This window comes from Streptomyces sp. CHD11 (assembly GCF_018638295.1).
Taxonomy (GTDB): Bacteria; Actinomycetota; Actinomycetes; order Streptomycetales; family Streptomycetaceae; genus Streptomyces.
The window spans coordinates 85,330-102,221 of record NZ_JABTTS010000025.1; the positions used below are offsets into that span (position 1 = coordinate 85,330).

General features: G+C 72.5%; 15 protein-coding genes. 11 read left to right on the plus strand and 4 right to left on the minus strand.

Annotated features, from left to right (window positions below):
* The first annotated feature begins 248 nt into the window (after nt 1-248).
* Nucleotides 249-2,033 (plus strand): hypothetical protein, encoded by a 1,785-nt coding sequence (locus tag HTV45_RS22850; protein WP_215207710.1) that lies wholly within the window; start codon nt 249-251, stop codon nt 2,031-2,033.
* Nucleotides 2,034-2,199: 166 nt separating this feature from the next.
* Here the strand turns inward: HTV45_RS22850 and HTV45_RS22855 are convergent, their stop codons facing one another.
* Entirely contained in the window at nt 2,200-3,072 is an 873-nt protein-coding gene (locus HTV45_RS22855; protein WP_215207711.1) for a hypothetical protein, read from the minus strand.
* Between the two features lie 95 nt (nt 3,073-3,167).
* Here HTV45_RS22855 and HTV45_RS22860 point away from each other — a divergent pair, with 95 nt between their 5' ends.
* From HTV45_RS22860 to ilvD, 4 genes are all read left to right on the plus strand, one after another.
* Entirely contained in the window at nt 3,168-4,100 is a 933-nt protein-coding gene (locus HTV45_RS22860) for a Ppx/GppA phosphatase family protein (RefSeq protein WP_215207712.1), read from the plus strand.
* 142 nt (nt 4,101-4,242) lie between these two features.
* The gene (locus tag HTV45_RS22865; protein ID WP_215207713.1) at nt 4,243-5,088 is read left to right on the plus strand and encodes a sugar phosphate isomerase/epimerase; all 846 of its coding nucleotides are present in this window, start codon (nt 4,243-4,245) and stop codon (nt 5,086-5,088) included.
* Nucleotides 5,085-5,732, plus strand: coding sequence for a TetR family transcriptional regulator (locus tag HTV45_RS22870; RefSeq protein ID WP_215207714.1), 648 nt, complete (start codon nt 5,085-5,087; stop codon nt 5,730-5,732). The genes HTV45_RS22865 and HTV45_RS22870 overlap by 4 nt, the downstream gene beginning before the upstream one ends.
* A gap of 316 nt (nt 5,733-6,048) precedes the next feature.
* Nucleotides 6,049-7,902, plus strand: a complete 1,854-nt coding sequence (gene ilvD / locus HTV45_RS22875; protein WP_215207715.1) for a dihydroxy-acid dehydratase — start codon at nt 6,049-6,051, stop codon at nt 7,900-7,902.
* Nucleotides 7,903-8,103: 201 nt separating this feature from the next.
* Here ilvD and HTV45_RS22880 read toward each other — a convergent pair whose 3' ends face one another.
* A complete protein-coding gene (locus HTV45_RS22880) occupies nt 8,104-10,278 on the minus strand; it encodes a serine/threonine-protein kinase (protein WP_215207716.1) in 2,175 nt (724 codons plus the stop codon).
* Nucleotides 10,279-10,461: 183 nt separating this feature from the next.
* Here HTV45_RS22880 and HTV45_RS22885 point away from each other — a divergent pair, with 183 nt between their 5' ends.
* From HTV45_RS22885 to proC, 6 genes are all read left to right on the plus strand, one after another.
* Nucleotides 10,462-10,791, plus strand: coding sequence for an SH3 domain-containing protein (locus HTV45_RS22885; protein WP_215207717.1), 330 nt, complete (start codon nt 10,462-10,464; stop codon nt 10,789-10,791).
* A 368-nt stretch (nt 10,792-11,159) separates the two neighbouring features.
* Nucleotides 11,160-11,669 (plus strand): EamA/RhaT family transporter, encoded by a 510-nt coding sequence (locus HTV45_RS22890; protein ID WP_215207718.1) that lies wholly within the window; start codon nt 11,160-11,162, stop codon nt 11,667-11,669.
* Nucleotides 11,670-11,721: 52 nt separating this feature from the next.
* Entirely contained in the window at nt 11,722-12,528 is an 807-nt protein-coding gene (locus HTV45_RS22895; RefSeq protein WP_215207719.1) for a class I SAM-dependent methyltransferase, read from the plus strand.
* A gap of 33 nt (nt 12,529-12,561) precedes the next feature.
* The gene (locus tag HTV45_RS22900) at nt 12,562-13,353 is read left to right on the plus strand and encodes an ABC transporter ATP-binding protein (RefSeq protein ID WP_215207720.1); all 792 of its coding nucleotides are present in this window, start codon (nt 12,562-12,564) and stop codon (nt 13,351-13,353) included.
* A complete protein-coding gene (locus HTV45_RS22905; protein WP_215207721.1) occupies nt 13,350-14,120 on the plus strand; it encodes an ABC transporter permease in 771 nt (256 codons plus the stop codon). Before HTV45_RS22900 ends, HTV45_RS22905 begins: the two co-directional genes overlap by 4 nt.
* Before the next feature lie 141 nt (nt 14,121-14,261).
* A complete protein-coding gene (gene proC / locus HTV45_RS22910) occupies nt 14,262-15,074 on the plus strand; it encodes a pyrroline-5-carboxylate reductase (RefSeq protein ID WP_215207722.1) in 813 nt (270 codons plus the stop codon).
* A gap of 106 nt (nt 15,075-15,180) precedes the next feature.
* On the opposite strand, the gene trpS is transcribed toward proC, so the two are convergent.
* Both trpS and HTV45_RS22920 read right to left on the minus strand, forming a co-directional pair.
* Nucleotides 15,181-16,215 (minus strand): tryptophan--tRNA ligase, encoded by a 1,035-nt coding sequence (gene trpS / locus HTV45_RS22915; protein ID WP_215207723.1) that lies wholly within the window; start codon nt 16,213-16,215, stop codon nt 15,181-15,183.
* A gap of 478 nt (nt 16,216-16,693) precedes the next feature.
* Nucleotides 16,694-16,892 (minus strand): hypothetical protein (locus HTV45_RS22920; RefSeq protein WP_215207724.1); only part of this gene is annotated, 199 nt, incomplete at its 5' end.

Below are 16,892 nucleotides of genomic sequence, written 5' to 3' on the forward strand. Positions count from 1 at the left end.
CGGCACCCTCTGACATCGTCCGCCGTGGCCCGGCCCCGGTGGTCGTCGCCCGGCTCCCGGACCGGCGTCCTGTCGGGCCGTTTCCCCGTGGTCCCGTACGCACCGGCGCCCTGGCCGCCGCCCGGGACGGTCGCTGCCCGCGGGTGAGGAAAGGTTCCTGTCCCCGTTTGAGGGATCGTTTCACCCGTACGGATTAAATGTGGTCCGGGGTCCGGAAGAGGCCGTCCCGGGGCCCCTACGGTCGCCGAATGACGAGCAGTGGCCCGGATACCTCGACCCGCACGACCGGAGCACGCCGGACGCACCGGGAAGGGCGCGACCGCGGAGCCGCGCGCACTGTGGCGCAGCGGCCGGCCACCCGTTACCGACCGCACCTGGACGGCCTGTTCACCTACTGCCTGTCCGTACTGTGCGACCACGACGCGGCGACCCTCGCCCTGGCCGACGTCCTCACGCTCGCCGAACGCCGCGGCCGCAACCTCCCCGACGAACTCGGGAGCCGCAGGGCCTGGCTGTACGCGCTGGCCCGCTGGGCGTGTCTGCGCAGACTGGCCGAGGCCGGGCAGAACCGCCGGGCCGGCCACGCCGTGCTCCGCGCCGGCCGGAAGCGGCCGGCCGCGACCCCGGCCGCCCCGGTCGTCTCCGAGGAGGCCCGGGAGCGGCGCAACCGCGAACTGGCCGCACTGGCCTGGCCGGAGGCCGCCGGCACCACCCCGGTGCAGCGCGAGGCACTCGAACTCGCCGTGCGTCACCACCTCGCCGCCCACGAGGTCGCCGCCGTACTCGGGATGGAACCCGCCGCCGCGCGTGCCCTGCTCGCCACCGCGGCCTGCGAGGTGGAACGCACCCGCGCGGCGCTCGCCGTCGTGGAGGCCGGCGCCTGCCCCGGCGTGGCACATCTCACCGGCGACCGGCGGTTCGTGCTCAGTACGACCCTGCGCCGCGAACTCGTCCGGCACGTCGACGACTGTCCGCGCTGCCGCCGCAGCGCCGAGCGGGCGGTACCCGGACGGTGGCCCGGCACCAGCGTCACACCGGACGCGCTCCCCGTCCTGCCGGCGCCCGGCGCGGCTCTGCACGCCGCCATGACGCACCACCCCCGCGCGCGCGGTGCCGCGCCCCGCTTCGACCGGCGCGGATTTCCGGTGGACCCGAAGGACCGTGTCGCGCGCCGGGACCGGCTGCGCGCGCGTGCCCTGACGACGACGGTCGTGGCCAGCGTCATCGCCGCGCCCGTGTTCGCGCTGTGGGCCGCCTACCGCGGCACCCCCGTCGGCGAGGGCCAGGACGGCCGTTCGGCCTCCGCCCGGGAGGACGGCGGCGAGGTCGAGCTCGACGGCGAGGAAGCGGGCGCCGGCTACGAGAACACCGGCGACGCCACCACCCGCCCCGGCCTCCGCCTCGACGAGAACGGTGAGGCGGACGTGTCCGTGGAGGTCCTCGGAGTCGGCGGCGCGGGCCGGGAGGACGCGGCCGCGCTGGGCGTCACGGCGGGCCACAGCGGCGACACCACACTGATCACCCTCACCGCGACGGGTACCGGACCGGTCCGCTGGTCGGCCTCCACGGGCGCGTCCTGGCTGTATCTGAGCCAGTCGTCGGGAACGCTCGAAGCCGGCGAGTCGGTGACGATCAGGGCCTACGTGGATCAGCTGCGCGAGCCGTCCGGCCACTGGAGCGCCTCGGTGGCGATCTCCCCCGCCGGTTCCCTCGTCACCATCCACGGTTACGGGACCGCCCCCTCCGCACCGGGCGGCGGCTCGCCCTCCGGCCACCCCGGCGGCCCGGGCACCGCGCACCCGGGCACCCCGGGCGACCCGCCCGCGCCGTCGCCCGACCCGGAACCGACGCCGACGACACCGTCGCCCGACCCGGAACCCACCCCGAGCGACTCGCCACCGGCACCCGGCCCGGAGCCCACCCCGGGCGGCCCCACGCCCACCGGCCCCCTCCCCGGCGAGCCGGTGGCGACCGACCCGGCGCCGACGGACCAGCCGACGGACCCGGGGAGCCCGCCGCCCGCCGAGCGGTGACCCGGGCCGGGCTACGCCCCGACCGCGTCTCCCGGTCCGGCACCGGCACCGGCACCGTCGCCGCTCGCGATGCGGGGTGCGGGGTGCGGGGTGCGTCGTCGTGGTCAGGCCGCGCGACGGTCGGAAGCGCGCTCCGGGACCGGTCACCCCGGGACCGCCGGCGGTGTCAGGCAGGGTCCGCCGGATGCGGTGCCAGGAGGGGCAGCTGCGAGGCCAGCCGCTCCTCGCACAGCTCGACCAGACGGTCGTAGCCCGCCTTGCCCATCAGCTCGGTCAACTCCGCGCGGTACGAGACGTAGACCGGGTCCCCGGCGCCGTGCGCCGAGGTGGCAGAGGTGCACCACCAGTGGAGGTCGTGACCGCCCGGGCCCCAGCCGCGACGGTCGTACTCACCGATCGACACCTGCAACACCCGTGTGTCGTCGGGCCGGTCGATCCAGTCGTAGGTCCGCCGGACCGGCAGCTGCCAGCACACGTCCGGCTTGGTCTCCAGCGGCTCGCGGCCCTCCCTGAGGGCGAGGATGTGCAGCGAGCAGCCCATGCCGCCCGCGAACCCCGGCCGGTTCTGGAAGATGCAGGAGCCCTGGAACGGGCGGGTCTGACGGTCACCGTCCTCGTCCTCGGAGACCCAGCCGTTACGCGTGCCCTCCGCGTGGTGCTGCCAGATGTCCGGTGTGAGCCTCGCCACATGTCCGGCGACCCGCTTCTCGTCGTCCTCGTCGGAGAAGTGGGCACCCAAAGTGCAGCAGCCGTCGTCCGCGCGGCCCGCCTGGATGCCCTGGCAGCCGCTGCCGAAGATGCAGTTCCAGCGAGAGGTCAGCCATGTCAGATCGCAGCGGAAGACCTGCTCGTCGTCCGCCGGATCAGGAAACTCCACCCACGCGCGGGCGAAGTCGAGGCCCTTCTCGTCGCTCACCGGCGCCTTCTCCGCGACCTGCGGTGCTGTCACCCGGGAGGGAGCACCGGCCGGCCCGGCCTTCTTGTCCGTCCTGGCCTTCTTGTCCGGCTTCTGATCCTTCGCCTTTTTCGTCTTTGGCACCCGTCCAGGGTAAGACGCCCGCCGCCGTGTCCGGGACCGGCTCGACCTCCGCGGACCGGGCAACACCGCGCGCTGCGAGCAGTAACGTTCCGTACATGAGACTCGGTGTCCTCGATGTGGGTTCGAACACGGTGCACTTGCTGGTCGTGGACGCGCACCCCGGTGCGCGGCCGCTGCCCGCGCACTCGCACAAGGTCGAACTGCGGCTCTCCCAGCTCCTCGACGACAGTGGGGCCGTCGGCGACGACGGAGTGGACAGACTGATCGCGGTCGTCCACGAGGCGCTCCGGGCCGCCGAGGACAAGGGCGTCGAGGAACTGCTGCCGTTCGCCACCTCCGCGGTGCGCGAGGCGGGCAACGCCGACGAGGTGCTCGCGAGGGTGCGCGAGGAGACCGGGGCCGAGCTCCAGGTCCTCAGCGGTGAGGAGGAGGCCCGGCTCACCTTTCTCGCGGCCCGCCGCTGGTACGGCTGGTCGGCCGGGAAACTGCTCGTCATCGACATCGGCGGGGGTTCCCTGGAGATCGCCTACGGCCTGGACGAGGAGCCCGACACGGCGGTGTCGCTGCCGTTCGGCGCCGGCCGTCTGACCGCGGGCTGGCTGCCCACCGACCCGCCCGAGGCGGACGACGTCCGCGCGCTGCGCCGCCATGTGCGCACCGGCATAGCGCGCACCGTCGGGGACTTCAGCCGGCTGGGCGCCCCCGACCACGTGGTGGCGACGTCCAAGACCTTCAAGCAGCTCGCCCGGCTCGCCGGCGCCGCCCGCTCCGCGGAGGGCCCGTACGTGCAGCGCGAGCTGAAGCGGGAGTCCCTGGAGGCCTGGGTGCCGCGGCTCGCCGCGATGACCACCGCGGAGCGTGCCGAACTCCCCGGTGTCTCCGAGGCCCGCGCGGGCCAGCTGCTGGCCGGGGCCCTGGTCGCGGAGGGGGCGATGGACCTGTTCGGCGTGGAACGCCTGGAGATCTGCCCCTGGGCCCTGAGGGAGGGCGTCATACTCCGACGCCTGGACCACATGGGCCGGCGGTAGCGCCGGGCAGGGCGCACCGCCGCGCAGGCCGCGCGGCGGACCGATGCCGGGACCGATGCCGGGACGGCGCCGCTATGGCAATCACCACAACGGCGAACGGGCACCCCGCATCCACCCGACACCACCCCGTAACCTGAGGCTCGTGTCAGAAGCAAGGGACGTAGTCCGCATCCCGGAAGCGAAGGTCGCCCTGTCGACGGCCTCCGTCTACCCGGAGTCGACGGCGACGGCCTTCGAGATCGCCGCCCGCCTCGGGTACGACGGCGTCGAGGTCATGGTGTGGACCGATCCGGTCAGCCAGGACGTCGAGGCGCTGCGCAGACTCAGCGACTACCACCGCATCCCCATCCTGGCAATCCACGCGCCCTGCCTGCTCATCACCCAGCGCGTGTGGTCCACCGACCCCTGGACCAAGCTCCAGCGGGCCCGTGCCGCGGCCGAGAAGCTCGGCGCGGACACGGTCGTCGTCCATCCGCCCTTCCGCTGGCAGCGGCAGTACGCCCGTGACTTCGTGGACGGCATCTGGCGGATGGCGAACGAGACGGATGTGCGGTTCGCGGTGGAGAACATGTACCCCTGGCGCTACCGCGACCGCGAGATGCTCGCGTACGCCCCCGACTGGGACGTCACCAAAGAGGACTACCGCCACTTCACGATCGATCTCAGCCACGCCTCGACCTCCCGCACCGACACCCTGCGGATGATCGACCGCATGGGTGACCGCCTCGGCCACATCCACCTCGCCGACGGCAAGGGCTCGGCCAAGGACGAGCACCTGGTGCCCGGCCGCGGGGACCAGCCCTGCGCCGAGGTGCTGGAAGGGCTCGCGATGAGTGCCTTCGACGGGCATGTCGTCATCGAGGTCAACACCCGCCGGGCCATGTCCGGGGCGGAGCGCGAGGCCGATCTGGCCGAGGCCCTGGCGTTCACCCGCCTGCACCTGGCCTCCTCGTCCTCCGCCTCCGCGATCCGGGTGCCGCGCCGGTGAACGGCGTCGCCGCGAGCGAGGGCCCGGGCGACTCCGCGCGGGGCGACGGCACCACCCGGCGCCGCGGCCGCCCGCCGCGTACGGAATCGGCCGGGACCCGGGACCGTATTCTCGACGCGGCCCGTGAGGAGTTCTCCGCGCGGGGGTACGACAAGACGTCCGTCCGGGGGATCGCCAAGGCCGCCGGGGTCGACTCCGCGCTGGTGCACCACTACTTCGGTACCAAGGAGCAGGTGTTCCAGGCGGCGGTGGAGGTCGCCTTCGCGCCGGCGTTCGCCGTGCGGGACACGATCGTCGAGGGCCCGGTGGAGGAGGCCGGCGAGCGGATGACCCGCATGATCATCGGGCTCTGGGAGAGCCCGGTGACACGGGCCCCGCTGCTCGCGATCGTCCGTTCCGCCGTGAACAACGAGACGGCGGCGGCGGTCTTCCGCCGGCTCATCGCCGGCCAGCTGCTGCGCCGGATCGCCGACGGGCTCGAGGTGCCGGACGCGGAACTGCGGGCCGAGCTCGCCGCCGCCCAGCTGGTGGGGATCGCGATGATCCGGTACGTCATCAAGATGGAGCCGCTCGCCTCGGCGGACCCCGAGCAGATCATCCGACGGGTGGCACCGGTCGTGCAGGGACACCTCACCGGCAACTGAAGCCCGTACGCCACCGCCCACCGCCCACCGCCCACCCCGACCGCTCACCGCACCCCGTGCCGCACCGGCCCGTGACGCGTGTCCGACCGGCCGCCGAGCCCGTACCCGCTCTGCCGGGCGCGTGCGTATCCGCCCTGCCGGGCAGGCCGGGCCGGCGTCCGTCCGGGCGCCGGCGCCCGGATCACCTTCCGGCTGAGACATTCGTCCCGTATTCCGGACACCTTGTCCCGCCCTCTGGATGACCGGCGTACGCTCGACGCAGTCAGACAGAACTCTCTGGCCGACACTCCCCGAAGGTCTGAAGGAGCGAGCGACGATGCCCGAGCTGAGGTCCCGCACAGTCACCCACGGCCGCAACATGGCGGGCGCACGCGCCCTGATGCGCGCCTCCGGTGTACCCGGCGCGGACATCGGCCGAAAGCCGATCATCGCGGTCGCCAACAGTTTCACCGAGTTCGTCCCCGGACACACCCACCTCGCCCCCGTCGGCCGGATCGTCAGCGAGGCGGTCGTCGCGGCCGGCGGCATCCCGCGCGAGTTCAACACCATCGCCGTCGACGACGGCATCGCGATGGGTCACGGCGGCATGCTGTACTCCCTCCCCTCCCGCGACCTGATCGCGGACAGCGTGGAGTACATGGTCGAGGCGCACTGCGCGGACGCCCTGATCTGCATCTCCAACTGCGACAAGATCACCCCGGGCATGCTCAACGCCGCGCTGCGCCTGAACATCCCCACGGTCTTCGTCTCCGGCGGTCCCATGGAGGCCGGCCGCGCCACCCTGGTCGACGGCACGGTCCGCACGCTGGACCTGATCGACGCGATGGTGGACGCGGCCAACGACAAGGTCTCCGACGCGGACGTCCTCCGTATCGAGGAGAACGCCTGTCCCACCTGCGGCTCCTGTTCGGGCATGTTCACCGCCAACTCGATGAACTGCCTCACCGAGGCGATCGGCCTGTCCCTCCCCGGCAACGGCTCGGTCCTGGCCACCCACACCGCCCGCAAGGCGCTCTACGAGAACGCCGCGCACACGGTCATGGACATCACCCGCCGCTACTACGAGCAGGACGACGACACGGTCCTGCCCCGCAACATCGCCACGGTCGCCGCGTTCGAGAACGCGATGGCGCTGGACATCGCCATGGGCGGCTCCACCAACACGATCCTGCACCTGCTGGCCGCCGCCCAGGAGGCCGAGGTCCCCTTCGGCCTCACCGAGATCGACGCCCTCTCGCGCCGCGTGCCCTGCCTGGCCAAGGTCGCCCCCAACGTGGCCAAGACCCGCACGTACTACATGGAGGACGTGCACCGCGCGGGCGGCATCCCCGCCCTGCTCGGCGAGCTGCACCGTGCGGGGATGCTCAACGAGGACGTCCACTCCGTCCACAGCCCCTCCCTGGCCGACTGGCTGAAGACCTGGGACATCCGCGCCGGCTCCCCCTCCCCGGAGGCGGTCGAGCTCTGGCACGCGGCCCCGGGCTGCAAGCGCTCCGCCGAGGCCTTCTCCCAGTCCGAGCGCTGGGACACCCTCGACGAGGACGCCGAGGGCGGCTGCATCCGCTCCGCCGAGCACGCCTACTCCAAGGACGGCGGCCTCGCGGTACTGCGCGGCAACCTGGCGGTCGACGGCTGCGTCGTGAAGACGGCCGGCGTCGACGAGTCCATCTGGACCTTCGAGGGCCCGGCGGTCGTCTGCGAGTCGCAGGAGCAGGCCGTCGAGAAGATCCTCACCAAGCAGGTCAAGGAGGGCGACGTCGTCGTCATCCGTTACGAGGGCCCCAAGGGCGGCCCCGGCATGCAGGAGATGCTCTACCCGACGTCGTACCTGAAGAGCCGCGGCCTCGGAAAGGCCTGCGCCCTGATCACCGACGGCCGCTTCTCCGGCGGCACGTCCGGCCTGTCCATCGGCCACGCCTCCCCGGAGGCGGCCTCGGGCGGCACCATCGCCCTGGTCGAGGACGGCGACCGCATCCGCATCGACATCCCGAACCGCTCGATCGAGCTGCTGGTCGACGAGGCGGAACTGGCCCGCCGCGAGCAGGCCCTCGACGGCCGGTACGCGCCGGAGAACCGAGACCGCAAGGTCTCCGCGGCGCTGAAGGCGTACGCGGCGATGGCGACCAGCGCGGACAAGGGCGCGGTGCGCGACGTGAGCATGCTGGGCTGAGGCCCACGAGCCGGCCGTAGGGGCCGCGTCCGCACGGCGGGCGCGGCCCTCGGTCGCCGCCGGCCGACGGCGGGATCCCCTACCCGGCCTCGGCGCGAACCGCCGTGCCGCCGCTCGCCCGCGGCGACCGTGCTCCCGCTCGTCCGCGCGGTCTGCTCGCCGCCCGGCCGCGGGGGTCGCGACGCCGGCCGTCCGCGGTGATCACGGCCCCGCCCGGCCTGCCCCACGCCCGCCCCGCCTGCCCTCGTCCCAGTCGGCCGGGTCGCGCCCCGCCACGCCGAAGACGGTCCCGTCGGGTGCCCCGCCATAGACGTGGCCGCCCGCGACCACGGGCGCGGGCAGTGCGGCGGGCACACGGTCGGACTCGGCGCCGAGCCGCGGCCGGGTCTGCCCCAGCAGCTTCCCCTCGCGGGCGTCGACACCCAGCAGCCGTCCGTCGGGCACGGTGACGTACACGTGCCGTCCGTCGGAGACGGGGACCGAGCCCCGGGCCACGCCCGTCTCCAGCCGCCACCGCTGCTTCCCCGCCGCCATGTCGACGGCCACCAGCGAACCGCCGGCACCCATGAGGTACACCGTGTCGCCGTGCACACCGGACTCCGCCTGCGCGACCGGGACGGGCAGCGTCACGCGGTGGACGGCCCCGGTGCCGGGCGTGTAGCGGACCACGGCGTCCGCGTCTCCGTGGATGCCCCCTTCGGAGAGGAGATACACGGAGCCGTCCTCCGCTCCCACGGGCGTCAGCGACCCCTCCAGTTCCGCGTCCCACCGCACGTCACCCGTCGCCGGATCCACCGCGGTGACCCGGGTCCCGCTCCCGGCCCGACTCGTCGCGTACGCCGACGGCTGCCCGGACTCCCCGGTACTCCCGGACTCCCCGGCGAGCGAGGAGAAGTACGGCACGGCCTGCCCCGGAATCCGGTGGGACCAGCGGATCTCGCCCGAGGCGCTGTCCACGCCCGTGACCGTCCCGTCGGAGCGGGTCAGCAGGAGCATGTCGCCGACCGCCTGCACTCCGTCGTACGGGGGCACGGCCTCCTGCCACACCCGCTCGCCGGTGACCGGGTCGAGCGCCTCCAGACGGTCGCCGATCAGGTCGAGGGAGGGGTGGGCGAGGCCGCCCGACACGACCGGGGGTTCACTCCGGGCCTCCCCCGCGACGTCGCGCCGCCACAGGGTGCGGCCGTCGGCCGGATCGAGGGTGAAGACCGTGCCGGGCACCGCGCAGAGCAGACCTCCCGGTCCGTACGAGCACTGGGGCATGCCGCCGCTCTCCTGGGCGGGCACCGTCTCCCACACGCCGAAACCGCCCGGCGCACTCCGCGCGGCGTTGGTCTTCCGCGCCGGTTCCGTACCGCCGTACAGCTGAACCGCCGTCAGTCCGCCGAGCACGGCGAGGCAGAGCACCCCGGCCATCAGCACCGCCCGTCTGCCGAGGCGCCGTGCGGGCCGCTCCCCGGGCGCGTCAGCGCGGGACTCCGGCGCGTCCTTCTCCTCCGGGGCCACGGGCTTCCGCGGCGCCGGTACGAACACCTGGGTGTCGTACGCCGCCGACACCGACCGCAGTTCCCGCATCAGCGCGTCCGGAGTGGGCCGGTCCTCGGGTTCCTTGGCCAGACACCGCAGCACCAGTGGCGCGAGGGACTCCGGCACGCCGGTCAGGTCCGGCTCGTCGTGCACGACCTGATAGGCGACGACATACGGGCTGTCGGAGTCGAACGGACCGCGCCCGGTGGTCGCGTGCACCATGAGCGAGCCGAGGGCGAACACGTCGGCCGCGGGCCCCACCTCCCGCGGCCGCCGGAACTGCTCGGGTGCCATGAACGGCGGCGTACCGATCAGCTTTCCGGTCTCGGTGCGCAGTTCGCTGTCCCTTGGCCGGGAGATGCCGAAGTCGATGACCTTCGGCCCGTCCTCGGCGAGCAGGACGTTGCTCGGCTTCAGATCCCGGTGCACCACCCCGACCCGATGGATGTCGCGCAGCGCCTCCGCGAGCCCTGCCATCAGCCGACGGGACTGGTCCGGGTCCATGGGCCCGTTCCGCTTCACCTTCTCGGAGAGGGTCGGACCGGGGATGTACAGGGTGGCCATCCAGGGCCGTCCGCCGTCCGGATCGGCGTCGACGACCGGTGCCGTGAAGGCTCCGCTCACCTGCCGGGCCGCAGCCACCTCCTGCCGGAACCGCCCTCTGAACTCGGGGTCCATGGCGTACCGGGCGTGCACGACCTTCACCGCGACCCGCATCCCGGAGGTGCCCCGGGCCAGATGCACGACACCCATGCCGCCCGAGCCCAGACAGGACTCAAGACGGTAGTGACCGGCGTACTCCGGAAGTTCCGCTTCCGCGCCCGCTCCGGCGTTCCGCTGCGGCGCCATGGAACCACCCCCGTGCTGTTCGTTTCGCGCGCGCGACGCTCGGAGCCTAGTCGATGGCGCGCGCGGGACCGAGGCGACTTGCCCGCCTTCGCGTGCGAACGGCGAACTGGTGTTTCATGGCTTGTTCCGGGGGAATCAACGTGGCCCCACGACAGTCGTGGGGCGCAACGGGGGAGGTTTTTCATGTCCGTGGACCAGACTCAGGAGATCGAGGGCGGGGCCGAGAAGGCGGCGACGCCGGACGAGGTCACCACGATGGCCGCCGCCGCGGCTTCCTACCCGGTGGCGCCGGGCTACCGGCTGAACGTCCGCAGCGGCCCCGGCACCGGCTACTCGATCGTCCGGGTGCTGTCCGAGGGCGCCCGGGTCCGGATCACCTGCCAGACGACGGGCACCCGGGTGTCGGGCCCCTACGGCACCTCGAGCGTCTGGGACTGCATCGGCAGCGGCCAGTACGTCTCGGACGCGTACGTCTACACCGGCAGCGACGGGCTCGTGGCGCCCCGCTGCTAGGGCCTCTCGTGCGGATCATGCCGGGCTCGCGGAGCCAACATGATCCGGCCCGGTCCAACGAAAGACCCTGGTGACGCCACCTGTCGGGTGCGGGGGAGCACGTGCATCGCGCCCGCCGCGGCGACCGCGGCGGGCGCGATGACGATGCCGGGCGGCGCGGGACCGTGGCCGCCCGGTCCCGTGTCCCGGTCCCGGCGCCGATCCGGGTATGCCGCCGGAGCAGTCCGCCGAGGCGCCGCCGGACGCTCGTTCCCGGGCCTCGTCCGGAACCGCGGGCCGCGGACGGGCACCCGTCCTGCTCACTCCCTGGGCGCGGGCGCGGCAGGCCGGTTCCCGCGTCCACCCGGGGAGGAGTGACAATCGACTGCGTGAGCGCAGTAGAGAACCAGACGAACGGCACCCCGGACACCCCCGCCGGCCCCCTGCCCGAGCCCCTCCGCTTCTTCGGTACCACCTGGGTCGACCACTCCGGCGGCTACACCGTCCGCCGCGTCGGCGTCGCCGCCGGGTCCCTCGCCGCCGCGGCGGCGGCCTGCCTCGTGCTGCGCATCGCCTACGACGGGCTCAGGATCGCCGAGGTCGGCAGCTTCGTCTCGCTGCTCATGGTCGTGATGTTCGCGATCTGCAGTGCGCTCGCCTTCCGCCACACCTGGTCCGCCTTCACCACCCGCCCCGACCCGGACCGGCAGGCCTCCCTCCGCGGTCTGCTGTCCATCGGCTTCATCGGCTCCCTGCTCGCCTATTTCCTCCGCTCGCTCACCGAGGCCCCGGGCGAGGGACTCCACCGCGCGGAGTACGAGAAGGCCCGCGCGGAGTACGACAGGCGCGTCACCCGCCGCTCCGGCAACCCGTCCAGGAAGCGCCGCCGCAGCTCCTGACCTCAACGGAAACCCCGTGCGCGCCCTCCCGGCGTGCGGTCACGATGGCCGTATGACGACTCCGAGGGACGACCAGGTCACCCACAGCGCCCGCGCCCACTCCTTCAACGCGGCCGCCGCCCAGTACGCCGCCAACCGCCCCTCCTACCCACCCGCCCTCTTCGACGCGATCGAGGAACTCACCGGCCGACCCCTCGCGGGCTCCCGGGTCGTGGACATCGGCGCGGGTACGGGCATAGCGACCGCCCGTCTGCACGCGCGCGGCGCCGACGTCATCGCTCTCGAGCCCGGTGAGGGTATGGCGGCCGAGTTCCGCCGTGCCCTCCCCGGCGTGCCGGTCGTCCGGGGCAGCGGAAACGCCCTCCCCTTCGCCTCTCACCGCGCCGACCTTCTCACCTACGCCCAGTCCTGGCACTGGACCGATCCCGCGCGCGCCGTCCCGGAGGCGGTACGGGTGCTGCGTCCGGGCGGCGCACTCGCCCTGTGGTGGAACACCAGCGCGCTCGACGTGCCGTGGATCGCGGAGGCGGCCGACCGCGCCGCCCGTCACTTCGGCTTCGACTTCTCGGCCGAGAAACGCAACCTCGGCGCCCACACCGCCGACTTCGCGGGCCGTCTCGACGTGATCCGCCACGACGTCCGCTGGAGCCGTCGCGTCCCCCTCGACACCCACCTCGCCAACCTCGGCAGCCATTCGCTGTTCCTGCTGCAGGGCGAGGAGCGCAGCGCGGCCTACCTCGCCGAGGAGCGACGGCACGTCCTGGACGTCTTCCCGGACGGGACCGTGGAAGAGACGTACGACGTCCTGCTCCTCCTCGCGACGACACCCGCACCCACACGCCGGGTCTCGACGGCTTGACGGTGCGCGGGGGCCGGGAGGAGTATTCATCACATGATGAATTACGACTCAGGGCCGCCGGAGGAACCGGCCGTCCACGCCCAGGACCTCACCGTCGTCCGAGGCCCCCGCACCGTCCTGCGCGGTCTCGGCTTCACCGTGCCGCGCGGCCGGATCACCGGCCTCCTCGGCCCCTCCGGGTGCGGGAAGTCCACCCTGATGCGGGCCATCGCAGGCACCCAGGCCAAGGTCACCGGCACGCTCGACGTCCTCGGCGGTCCCGCCGGCCACCCCGCCCTGCGCACCCGCATCGGCTACGTCACCCAGGCCCCGTCCGTCTACGACGACCTGACCGTCCGCCAGAACCTCGACTACTTCGCCGCGATCCTCGACCCCGGCCGAGCAGCCGCCGACCGCCGCCGTGAGCACGTCACCCGAGCGATCACCGACGTCGACCTCACCACCCACGCCGACGCCCTCGCCGGCCATCTCTCCGGCGGCCAGCGCAGCCGTGTCTCCCTCGCCGTCGCGCTCCTCGGCACCCCCGAACTCCTCGTCCTCGACGAACCCACCGTCGGCCTCGACCCCGTCCTGCGGCGCGACCTCTGGAACCTCTTCCACACCCTCGCCGCCGAACGCGGCACCACCCTGCTGATCTCCTCCCACGTCATGGACGAGGCCGAGCGCTGCCACCGCCTCCTCCTCATGCGCGCGGGCGAGATCCTCGCCGACGACACCCCTGAGGCCCTGCGCACCCGCACCGGCTCCGACACCGTCGAGGCGGCCTTCCTGCACCTGGTGGACGAGGCGGTCGCGGCAGGCCGTACGAAGGAGAGGACACGATGAGCACGACCACCCCCGCCCCGACACGCGCCCTCAGCTTCTCCCGCACCACCGCCACCGCCGCCCGGGTCCTGCGCCAGCTCCGCCACGACCCCCGCACCATCGCGCTGATGCTGCTGGTCCCCTGCCTGATGCTGTTCCTGCTCCGCTACGTCTTCGACGGCAGCCCACACGTCTTCGACAACATCGGCGCGTCACTCCTCGGGATCTTCCCGCTCATCACGATGTTCCTGGTCACCTCGATCGCCACCCTGCGCGAACGTACCTCCGGCACCCTCGAACGCCTCCTGGCCATGCCGCTGGGCAAGGGCGACCTCATCGCCGGCTACGCCCTCGCCTTCGGCACCGTGGCGATCGTCCAGTCCGCCCTCGCCACCGGACTCGCCGTCTGGATCCTGGGCCTCGACGTCACCGGCAGCCCCTGGCTGCTTCTCCTGGTCGCCCTGCTCGACGCACTCCTCGGCACGGCTCTCGGCCTCTTCGTCTCCGCCTTCGCGGCCTCGGAGTTCCAGGCGGTCCAGTTCATGCCGGCGGTGATCTTCCCCCAGCTCCTCCTCTGCGGCCTCTTCGCGGTTCGCGACACCATGCACCCCGTCCTCGAGGCCGTCTCCGACGTCCTCCCCATGTCCTACGCCGTCGACGGCATGAACGAGGTCCTGCGGCACACCGACATCACGACAGCCTTCGTCCGCGACACGGCGATCGTCGCCGGCTGTGCCCTGCTCGTCCTGACCCTGGGCGCGGCCACCCTGAAACGCCGCACGGCATGAACATCCCGTCCGGCGTCTGAGGACAGGGCCCGCTCAGGGCCGGACACCGCCACCGTCCCGCCCACCGGACGCCCCACCGCCTCCCCGTCGGAAATGCGAGGATGGCGAGGGACGACCCACCCCCGGAGGGCACCAACACCCATGACCCAGAACGTCGCAGTCCTCGGCACCGGCAAGATCGGCGAAGCCCTGCTCAGCGGAATGATCCGCGCCGGCTGGGCCCCCGCCGACCTCCTCGTCACCGCCCGCCGCCCGGAACGAGCCGCGGAACTCCGCACCCGCTATGGAGTGACCCCGGTCTCCAACCAGGAAGCCGCCAAGACCGCCGACACCCTGATCCTCACGGTCAAGCCGCAGGACATGGGCACCCTCCTCGACGACCTCGCCCCGCACGTCCCCGCCGAACGCCTGGTCATCAGCGGCGCGGCGGGCATCCCCACCGCCTACTTCGAGGAACGCCTCGCCACCGGCACCCCGGTCGTCCGCGTCATGACCAACACCCCCGCCCTGGTCGACGAGGCCATGTCGGTCATCTCCGCCGGCAGCCACGCCACCGCCGACCACCTCGCCCACGCCGAGGGGATCTTCGGCGCCGTCGGCAAGACACTCCGGGTTCCGGAGTCCCAGCAGGACGCCTGCACGGCCCTCTCCGGCTCCGGCCCGGCGTACTTCTTCTACCTGGTCGAAGCCATGACCGACGCCGGAATCCTGCTCGGCCTGCCCCGCGACAAGGCCCACGACCTGATCGTCCAGTCCGCGATCGGCGCCGCCACCATGCTCCGCGACAGCGGCGAGCACCCCGTGAAACTCCGCGAGAACGTCACCTCCCCCGCCGGCACCACCATCAACGCCATCCGCGAACTCGAGAACCACGGTGTACGGGCCGCCCTCATCGCCGCCCTCGAGGCCGCCCGCGACCGCAGCCGCGAACTCGCGAGCGGCACCAAGGACTGACGACCGGCCCGAGCGCCCGTCGGGGGCACAGGCTCCTGGCGGCCAGGAGCCCGGCCTCACGTCCCTTCCCGCGCCGCCGCTCCGCGTACGGCACCGGCCCGCGTGCCTACCGCGCGGCGTTCAGTACGGGCGCCCCGGTATCCGAACCCGCCGGCAACAGTCCGATCGCCCGATAGGCGGCATCCACGGTCGGCCGAGCCATCTGCCGCGCCCGCTCCGCACCATCCCGCAGCACCCCCTCCACATAGCCGGGATCCGCGCACAACTCCCTGTGCCTTTCCCGCACGGGCCTCAGCACCTCGACCACAGCCTCCGCGGTGTCCCTCTTCAAAGCCCCGTACGACTCATATACACCGCCCAACGCCTCCGGGTTCCCACCCGAGCACGCCGCGAGGATCTCCAGCAGATTCGACACCCCCGGCCGGGCCGCCCTGTCGTACACGACGTCCCGCCCGCTGTCGGTCACCGCCCGCATGAGCTTCCTGCGCACCACGTCCGGCTCGTCCAGCAGATAGACGATCCCCGGCCCGGTGTCGTCGCTCTTCCCCATCTTCGACGCCGGCTCCTGGAGGTTCATCACCCGCGCCGCCACCTTCGGATGGGTGGCCCGGGGCACCACGAACGCGTGGCCGTAGCGCTGGTTGAAGCGCACCGCGAGATCCCGCGTCAGCTCCACGTGCTGCGACTGGTCGTCGCCGACCGGCACCTCGTCGGCTCCGTACGCCAGGATGTCCGCCGCCATCAGCACCGGGTAGGTCAGCAGCGACAGCCGCACACTTCCGCCCCGCCTCTGCTCCCGGGCCGCCTTCTCCCTGTACTGGATCATCCGGCGCATCTCACCGTCCGTGGCCACGCACTCGAGCAGGTACGACAGCCGCGCGTGTTCATCCACGTGGCTCTGCACGAACACCGTGCAGAGCTCCGGATCGAGCCCGGACGCCAGCAGCAGCGTCGCCGCCTGCCTGCTCAGTCTGCGCACCCGCGCGGGATCGTGGTCCACGGTCAGCGCGTGCAGATCGACCACGCAGAACAGCGCGTCCGACCGGTGCTGGTCGACCGCGGCCCACTGCCGCATGGCCCCCAGGTAGTTCCCCAGCGTCAGATGCCCGGTCGGCTTGATCCCGCTGAAGACGCGTGTCATCTCTTCTCCCTCTTCCGGCAGGACCGCCGTCCCCGGCCGGCCGCCCCTCGGAGTCGGAGGGAGAAACAAGAACGGCCGCCGGAACGGCGGCCGTTGTGTACGCACGTAGCGACGGCCGCCTCAGGCGGCCCACCAGAACTGGCTGTACGTGCGCGTGGTCATACGGAGCACAGTACGCCCCGGGGAGCGGGATCGGCGGCGAGTTGACACGCCGCGACGGCGACCGTAGTGTTCTCCGAGTTGTCCGACGTGAGCACCGACTCCGGTCGGTCCCCGGACAGCGATTCCGCAAGTACTATCACTGATCGACGTCAGCAGTCTGTCTGCAGGCGTTTCACCGGTGTGTGTACAAGCGAAATGAGGAATCCGCGCCCGAAAGGGAGCAGGACCCCGATTAGGTCGGGAGCCGGGAATCCGCTAAAGTCTCACTCGTCGGAACGGCCCAACGGCCGGGAAGGCGAACCCCGCTGACTGGGGGTCAGGCCGAGAAAAGGGTCTGATAGAGTCGGAAACGCAAGACCGAAGGGAAGCCCGGAGGAAAGCCCGAGAGGGTGAGTACAAAGGAAGCGTCCGTTCCTTGAGAACTCAACAGCGTGCCAAAAGTCAACGCCAGATATGTTGATACCCCGTCCATCCGGTTTCGGATGGTCGAGGTTCCTTTGAAGAAAAACACAGCG